Annotated in this window: 6 protein-coding genes; 3 read left to right on the top strand and 3 right to left on the bottom strand. The window is 29.7% G+C overall.

The genetic code is table 11. From position 1 onward, the window contains the following. Positions 1 to 343 precede the first annotated feature (343 nt). Together ACEW8E_RS01155 and ACEW8E_RS01150 are read left to right on the top strand one after the other, a co-directional pair. Positions 344 to 1,006 (top strand): hypothetical protein, encoded by a 663-nt coding sequence (locus ACEW8E_RS01155; RefSeq protein WP_373478507.1) that lies wholly within the window; start codon positions 344 to 346, stop codon positions 1,004 to 1,006. A gap of 130 nt (positions 1,007 to 1,136) precedes the next feature. After that, complete coding sequence (locus ACEW8E_RS01150; protein WP_373478506.1) at positions 1,137 to 2,045, top strand: DNA adenine methylase; 909 nt, start codon at positions 1,137 to 1,139, stop codon at positions 2,043 to 2,045. Between the two features lie 276 nt (positions 2,046 to 2,321). Here ACEW8E_RS01150 and ACEW8E_RS01145 read toward each other — a convergent pair whose 3' ends face one another. From ACEW8E_RS01145 to ACEW8E_RS01135, 3 genes are all read right to left on the bottom strand, one after another. Beyond that, positions 2,322 to 3,515, bottom strand: a complete 1,194-nt coding sequence (locus ACEW8E_RS01145) for a class I SAM-dependent methyltransferase (RefSeq protein WP_373478505.1) — start codon at positions 3,513 to 3,515, stop codon at positions 2,322 to 2,324. Between the two features lie 186 nt (positions 3,516 to 3,701). Then, positions 3,702 to 6,836, bottom strand: a complete 3,135-nt coding sequence (locus tag ACEW8E_RS01140) for a DEAD/DEAH box helicase (protein WP_373478504.1) — start codon at positions 6,834 to 6,836, stop codon at positions 3,702 to 3,704. A 494-nt stretch (positions 6,837 to 7,330) separates the two neighbouring features. Then, positions 7,331 to 7,759: a SufE family protein gene (locus tag ACEW8E_RS01135; protein ID WP_373478503.1), complete on the bottom strand. Its 429-nt coding sequence runs from the start codon at positions 7,757 to 7,759 to the stop codon at positions 7,331 to 7,333. Positions 7,760 to 7,841: 82 nt separating this feature from the next. Here ACEW8E_RS01135 and ACEW8E_RS01130 point away from each other — a divergent pair, with 82 nt between their 5' ends. Beyond that, entirely contained in the window at positions 7,842 to 8,273 is a 432-nt protein-coding gene (locus ACEW8E_RS01130; RefSeq protein ID WP_373478502.1) for a hypothetical protein, read from the top strand. Positions 8,274 to 8,469 lie beyond the last annotated feature (196 nt).

Below are 8,469 nucleotides of genomic sequence, written 5' to 3'. Positions count from 1 at the left end.
ACAAGTTACGAGCGATCGCTCGTCGGCTCTGGTACACAGCACGCCTCTGTGATAATTTAAGAGAGTAATAAAGATACGTGCGCGTAGCGTGCCTTCGGCATCACCTTATCTAAAAATCATACTTTAATTCAGCAACGCCGAAATTTTTATCTATTCCCAATGATAAATCAAAATAGCTGTTTTGTTTAGAAATTTTTAGTATAATCAAGCCTGTACTTTATACCACATTGGGAAGTATCCAAAATAATAGACTGGGCATGATACCATTATGCTACTAAGATTTCTGTCCAGTAGGGGGATTAACAGTGTTAAACCCAATATTTCTGTTTTATGAGGGTTGTAGATGCGAACAATTTTTATTGAGGGTGAAAGTGCGATCGCATCTGCTAAGGAAAGTTATCAAAATACTGAGAATAAAAATCAGGCGCTACAAGAATGGCAAAACGCCCTTGATAAGTTACTGGAATTACCCGATCGCACCTTAGCTAAAACCATGACAGCAAATAAGTTACCTGCTTATGAAAGGGATTTTCAAGCAGTTTCTGGAGTAGTAACAGGGGGCGATCGCACCTTAACAAAAATTGCAGCAGCCCAAGAATTTGCCACATCTGCAACCAAATTATGTCAAAATCCCCCTTATTCTGCCATGACATGGAAGGAGTGCGAGAATTTATGGCAACAATCCATTAATCATTTACAATCAATCCCTCTCGAAGATACAGGGTATTTAGAGGCACAAAAACTATTGGCAAACTATAGCACCAATTTAGCTACAATTAAGATTAAGCATCAACAAGAGGTAGAATCATCCCAATATTTGACTCAAGCAGAAAATGGGATTCAAAACCTCATCAAAAATAACAACAGTAGTAATCCTAATTATGTGATTGGTGAATTACAGGGAATTATTAGCAACTTGGAAAAAGTCAACACCGACACCACTGCTTATAATAAGTCTCAAGAATTATTAACATACGCCAAAAACAAATTAAAACAATTTGAATAACAGACTTAAAACCATCTCATTTTAATCTAAAACTCCCACCTCTCCCAGTGCGATCGCACATCATCCTTTTTTTGAGACAAAAGATTTTAAGGTATGATTAGAAAAAGTAAAATGTTTTTCTGTTTTAATTATGTCTTCATCGGGGGTTGTTTCTTTACAAAATCCAAAACCTTTTCTTAAATGGGTAGGAGGAAAAACCCAGTTAATTAGTGAAATTGATCAGTTAATTACTAACATTATTCATGAAGAAAATTTTTGTTATATTGAACCATTTGTAGGAGGAGGAGCAGTATTATTTCATATTTTAAATCAATTTAATCATATCGAAAATATAGTTATTAATGATATTAATGATAATTTAGTTAATGCTTATCGAGAAATACAAAAAAATCCTTTAGAATTAATATATTTATTATTAGATATAGAGACTAATTATTATACCTTAAAGAATACGGATGAAAAGGCAAATTTTTATTTAGCCAAGAGAGAAATTTTTAATTCTATTAATGATTATTCATTGGAAAAAATAGCTTTATTATTGTTTTTGAATAAAACCTGTTTTAATGGACTATATAGAGTTAATAAAAAAGGTAAATTTAATGTCCCTTTTGGAAAATACAAAAAACCAAATATTTGTGATAAAAATAATTTAATCTCTGTTCATCATTATTTACAAAAAGTTAAAGTTTTACAAGGTGACTTTGAAGAAACTTTAAAATATGCCATAAAACCTAGTATATTTTATTTAGATCCACCCTATAAACCTCTTAATTCAACATCTTCTTTTACATCTTATGCTGAACAAATTTTTGATGATAATGAGCAAATAAGATTAAAAAAATTTTGTGATGAAATCCATAGACAAGGAAATTATTTTATTCTTAGTAATTCTGATGTGAAAAATTATGATAATTCCAATAACTTTTTTGATGAACTTTATAAGCAATATAATATAAAAAGAGTAAAAGCACGAAGAAATATTAATTCAAAAGGAAATAAAAGAGGCGAAATTTTTGAACTATTAATTACTAATTTTTAAGTTAATTTTTGCTATTAAAATATAATTTTATGACTGAAAAAGATATTATATTTAAAATGTAAAGCATGAAAAGCTATTTTTGATAAGTCTTATATATATAATCATTTTTTTCAAGAATTAATCTTATCTCAACTATGAATATTATCTCTTCTCCTCTGTTTATAGCTTGAATTAAAACATCAAAAACTTGTAAAAATATATGCGTAATTGTTGAGTCGTACTTAGTTTAACCCAACCTACGGTAATATTATTTTCCTAATGTAATGATGAGAGTCGTTAAGGAGTTAACATAATTAGTTGTTTTTTTATGAGCGATCGCACTTGATCTAAGGTAAAATTAACTTGAGCAAGAATATCTCCTACAGTTAAACCTTCATTAGACGAGCAAGACTGCATAAAAATAAACTCATCATTAGAGATAGTAATAGGTTGAAATTGATAGTTAAATAAACTTTTACTTTCCCAACCCAACATACAAGGATTCAATTCAGGATATGATTGTTTTAATAATTCATCATCCTGCCAATTTTGGCGAATAAACGGCGGTTTTGCCAAGAAAAATTCATAATGAGTGATAGGATCAGGATCAAGTAACTCGATTAAACGATAACGTTGTTGAGGAGTTAAATTTTTTGCCCGATTCATTAAATCATCATTTTTCCCCATTAATCTTTCTAACTCCCAGGAATCAGGATTAGAAAAACCGATAAATTCTAAACCAGAGATAGCGATAAAGTCGAATAAAGTGTCTATATTATAGTCAACTTCTTGGGGATGTACATACATATCAGCAAAACATTCATCTCGTTGATTTTCCCATTGCCAACGCTGGTTTTCTTTAGTCACTAAACGATTATTTTCGGGTAAATTAGCGAATAATTGTCTTCCTACTTTTACCCCGTCAACATAATCTCCTTTTTTTTCGCCTTGTAATATGGCGATCGCCTTTTGCATTAATTGAATTTCCCATCTACCTAATTCACCATAGACAAAAATGTGCATCAAACCACCCACTGCCAACTTTTGGGCTAAGGCTTTAATACCAATTTCTGGTTCGGGTAAATGATGTAATACGCCGACACAATTAATAAAATCAAAATTTTCCTCTAAGGTATCAACGGTTTCAAGGGGAAGTTGTTTGAAAGTAATTGTACCGTGAAAATTAGCTAATACTCCTGATTTTTCGAGACGTTTTTTCGCTGTAGCTAAAGCATTTTCGCTTAAATCGATAGCGATAATATCCGCATAAGGATTATGTAAAACGAGGTATTCTGTACCAGAACCTGTACCACAACCAGCATCTAAAATGCGTATTTTTTCTTGTGAAGGTTTCATCCCAGCACAAAAATTATAAGCTGATTGATAATGCCAACGCCAATTATAACCCGGAGGTGGTTCGTCCAAAAGTGGATCTGGTGGAAAAGGATATGTGTTATAAAGTTTTTGAACAGCTTTTCTAACTTCTGACATTTTAATAGTTAAGGAAAGGTAATTTTATTTCTTTATTTATTATCCTTGATTAGGGAATAAAAATCAAAAATAAACTCATTAAGATCACAAAACTAAACTTAATCAAGTTGTTTAAAATCTAAATTTTTCTCCATTAAATACCTAATATTAAACATTGATAAAAGTCATTTTTTATTCGATTACTTATTAAATAATAGCGTTTCTTTCTAAGACTAATAAGTTTCGTAATTGATTAGTATCTAAATCTGTTAACCAATCTTCTCCTGTATTAATTGTTTGTTCTGCCAGTTGTTTTTTACTTTCTAAAATATCGTTAATTTTTTCTTCTAATGTACCGCTAGAAATAAATTTATGCACTTGTACATTTTGTTTTTGTCCTATACGAAAAGCACGATCCGTAGCTTGATTTTCTACGGCTGGATTCCACCATCTATCATAATGAAAAACATGGTTTGCTTTTGTCAAATTTAATCCAGTTCCTCCCGCTTTTAATGATAAAATAAAAATAGGTGGCCCTTGAGGATCATTTTGAAAACGATCTACCATTTCTTGACGTTTTTCTCTTGTAGTACTTCCCGATAAAAATAATATTTCTACTCCCAATTTTTTCTTTAAATATGGATGTAATAATTTTCCCCATTCAGCAAATTGCGTAAAAATTAAACTGCGATCGCCTTCTGCCACAACTTCTTCTAACATTTCTTCTAACCTTAATAACTTACCAGATCGAGGAGAAAAATCGAGAGTTTCTTCCTTTAAATAATGGGCTGGATGATTACAAACTTGTTTTAATTTCATCAATAAAGTTAACAATAATCCATGACGTTGAATACCTTTACTTTCATTAATTTTTGTCAAAGATTCTTCTACCAAATTCTGATATAATTGAGCCTGTTCGGAAGATAAACCACAATAAACATTCATCTCCTGTTTTTCAGGTAAATCTTGAATAATATTCTTATCAGTTTTCAATCTTCTCAAAATAAAAGGTTGGACTAAAGATCTTAACATTTGAAAGGAATGTTGATCCCCATATTTCTCAATAGGAAGAGTAAAACGTCGTTGAAAAAATTGTTGTGTACCTAAATAACCCGGGTTTAAAAATTCTAAAATTGACCATAATTCTGACAAACGATTTTCGACAGGAGTACCCGTTAAAGCAATTCTAAATTCCGACTTTAACTCTTGTACAGCTTGAGTTTGTTTTGCTTGAGGATTTTTAATATTTTGAGCTTCATCAAGAATAATTCCTTGCCATTCTACCATATTAAAGGTATCTAAATCTCGATAAACTAAAGCATAACTGGTAATAATAATATCAACTTTTTTTGCTTGTTTTAAAAATACTTTTTCCTTGGTTCTTTGGTCTCCATGATGTATAATAACTTTTAAAGATGGAGCAAATTTTTCAATTTCTCTTTCCCAGTTATTTAAAACTGAAGTTGGACAAACAATAAGACTTGGTTTTGTCAATAAATCTTCTTGTTTTAACATAAGTAAAAAAGCAATTAATTGGACAGTTTTTCCTAATCCCATATCATCAGCTAAACAAGCACCTAAACTCCATTTTTCAAGGAAGTATAACCAACTAAAACCAGCTTCTTGATAAGGGCGTAAAGTGCCTTTAAATGCTTTAGGAGTAGCTAAAATTTTTATTTTCTGATTATCATTAATACTATTAATTAAATCCGATAAAGCCCCACTACTTTCAAAGGCAATTACAGGTAATTTAGCAATAGTTTCACCACTACCACTACTTAACCTTAAAGCATCTTCCACTGTTAAATTAATATTATTTTCTGCCTCATTTAAAATGTCTTCGGCGGCTTTAACATCAGCAGGTTGTAAAGCTAACCATTGTCCATTTATTTCTACTATAGGAGATTTTTGAGCTAATAAATTTTGAAATTCTTTTTTTGTTAAAGTTTGATCACCAACGGCAACTTTTAAATTATAATTTAACAAACTATTTAAGTTTAATCTTTCACCTTTTTTGAGGTTTACTTTTGCTTCAATTTTTACCCCTAAGCGTTTTTCATCAACGCCACTAGCCAAACCATTTGGTAAAATTATACCCAAACCATTGTCTTGTAACTGCCAAACTACACTACGAATAAATTGATAAACTTCAATGGCATTTAAAGTACAAAAATTAGGCATAGATTCCTGTAAACTTTGTGCAATTGGTGCATAAAATCGACTAGCTAATCCTAAACCTTTTAAAATAATTTCTTGAGGATTTTCAATGATACGATCTTCAATATTCAATTCACTGTAATAATTTTGCCAAATTTTTTCTGTAGGAATCAAAAAATCAGGATTATCTACTGCTTGTAAATAATAATTTATTTTCCAATTATCATAGTTATCTACTTGACTTTGTGGTGCAGGAGGTTGTAATTTAAAACAAATACGATACTGTTTTTTAATCAGTTGATAATCCGCAGTAATTAAATTATCTTGAATAGATAATGTCCAACTATCAAAAGCCATTTTCAACCTTTTATTATCTATAGAAGACAGATTAGAAATAGAATTTTTATTGCTATTTAAAGACTCTAACCAAGGTTGAATAATTAAATCATTATTAGGGATTAAACAATCGCCATTTAATAGTTTTCTGACTTGAGTATCTAAAATTGTTTTTAAAAAATCTAAGATTAATTCCTGTTGTTGAATAATAGGATCTTCTTCTGATTCTACATAGCAACGACAAAGAGAAGGCATTGATTGAATAAAATTTGCTAATCTATTTTGATCGATGTTACTATCTAGTAAAGGTTGCCAAAAACTGTTATTATTAGTATCTATACCAGGTAAAAATTTTTGCCGACAAATTAAGTCTAAACTCCAGCGATAAATATGACTCCAAAAACGAAGATCAGATCCGATATAATCAAGTTTACTTAATGGTAATTGTTGTAAAAAATCTAGTAATTGAGAAATAGTTAATTTAAAGCCTCCCACTTCCCAAGGATATAAAATAACTGAACTTAGTTTATTATTTATATTGACAAATTGCTCATATAATAAGGGAATAACTGTTTTTGATTTTGGTTTTTTTTGGGAAGGAAATAATACCATTTCCCATTGCCAAATTTGCTCTAAATTATCTTTATATTCTTGTAAATAATTATCATAACTGTGTTTTGTTAATAGGGAATATAAAAGATTTGGCTTATCAACTAAAAAAGGATATATATATAAATATTCCGCTTCTAAATCATATTTTTCTTTTTCTAATTGTTTCCATTCTTCACTCCAAATAAAAAAATATTTCTCTTCATTTTTTATTAAAAAGCTACCATGTAAAATTGACATATTGTATAAACTAAGATTAATGGCTAATAATTAGTATTTAAACAGTGAATATATAAATTAATTAAATAATTATTTATTTGAAATAGTTAGTTTTGTTATGAAAACATAGGACTATAAATTTATCATTATTTTAATATCAATGATTCAACTTTAAAAAATCTCTTATTAATTTAACTAAGGAGATTATTTATAATTCAATTTATGTTATTAAATAGTTTTATGACATCCAAATTAAAGATGAAATAATCTGTGCATCGTCAGATTTATGATAGAATCTAAGTTTACCATCTTTAGATCCTTTTCTTATTTATTTTCAAGATCTTATTTCTTTTTCTTTACTGGGTTTCACTATTCCCATGGATATTTATTCTTAAGAGAAAGTAAAAATAATTAGATAAAAGTAAAAAATAATAGAGTTGTAAAATAATAGACGCTAAGTCTAAAATGATTAAATTACTTAGCTTTTCCTTAAATTGTTGATGTTTTAAGGTGATTTAGGCATTGAAAAGAAAGGCTTGTTGTTGCATTTTTTTGAAAATATTTAAAAATCCATTAGCGCGAGAAGGAGTCAGACTAACTTGTAAACCTGTTTCTTCGATAAAATCAGGAGTCAAATTAATAATTTCTTGGGGGGTTAACCCGTTTAAACCTTCTATCAAAAAAGCCACTAACCCTTTTATCAACTGCGCATCAGAATCCCCTTGATAAAATAATTTTCCTTGTTCTAAATTAGAAGTAATATAAACTTGAGATACGCAACCTAAAACTTTATTTTCCTCAGTTTTGGCTACTTGTGTCATGGGAGTTAATTTTTTAGCATACCAGAGTAACTGTTCATATTTTTGTTTCGGATTATCGTGGCGCTTGAATTTTTCGACGATTTTGTTTAAATTTTCAGGTCGAGTAGCAGAATTAGATAACATAAAATTAATAATAATTGTGCGAACATTTTATGACGATTTCTAGTCTATGGTAACAATAACTAGATACCAAAATTTATTTCCTATGATTTTTAAATTAATTACCCCATTAAAACATATTTGTTTTTTTCCCACAATTGTGATAACTTTCTTTATTAGTCAAATTTCTCTTAATTCCTTTGCTCAAACATCTTCTAATCAAGAAATAAAAGGCGTAACAGGAGGAAGTAAAAATAGTGGCGATTGCGGTTATATTGCTTCTCAACCAAATTATATTATTAATTTATCACAACAAAACTACTCAATGAGTGTTACCGTTGAAACAACTCAAGGAAAACCAACTCTTTTAGTTTTAGGGCCAGGGGAAGGCGATCGCTATTGTATTCTAGGAGAATCCATAAAAGGAAAATACCCGCAAATGGGGGGAGTTTGGGCACCGGGGAAATATTTAATCTATGTAGGAGATAGCCAAGGAAATCAAAACCCTTTTACCCTGAAAATTAGCAGTAAAAAATAATATACTTCTTGCAAAATAAAAAGTAAAATCTATTTTAGGATGGAAAACGTTAATTTCTTAACTGATTACTGATTACTGATTACTGATTACTGATTACTGATTACTGATTACTGATTACTGATTACTGATTACTGATTACTGATTACTGATTACTGATTACTGATTACTGATTACTGATTACTGATTACTGATTACT

The sequence above is a fragment of the Geminocystis sp. genome (assembly GCF_041753295.1).
GTDB lineage: Bacteria > Cyanobacteriota > Cyanobacteriia > Cyanobacteriales > Cyanobacteriaceae > Geminocystis.
Note: the sequence above shows the minus strand (reverse complement) of the source record. Positions and strands in the feature narration are given on the sequence as shown.

Bases quoted from the DNA above. Each gene is read 5' to 3' on its own strand.
- ACEW8E_RS01140 (WP_373478504.1), bottom strand. From the start codon at position 6,836: ATGTCAATTTTACATGGTAGCTTTTTAATAAAAAATGAAGAGAAATAT.
- ACEW8E_RS01135 (WP_373478503.1), bottom strand. From the start codon at position 7,759: ATGTTATCTAATTCTGCTACTCGACCTGAAAATTTAAACAAAATCGTC.
- ACEW8E_RS01145 (WP_373478505.1), bottom strand. From the start codon at position 3,515: ATGTCAGAAGTTAGAAAAGCTGTTCAAAAACTTTATAACACATATCCT.
- ACEW8E_RS01150 (WP_373478506.1), top strand. From the start codon at position 1,137: ATGTCTTCATCGGGGGTTGTTTCTTTACAAAATCCAAAACCTTTTCTT.
- ACEW8E_RS01155 (WP_373478507.1), top strand. From the start codon at position 344: ATGCGAACAATTTTTATTGAGGGTGAAAGTGCGATCGCATCTGCTAAG.
- ACEW8E_RS01130 (WP_373478502.1), top strand. From the start codon at position 7,842: ATGATTTTTAAATTAATTACCCCATTAAAACATATTTGTTTTTTTCCC.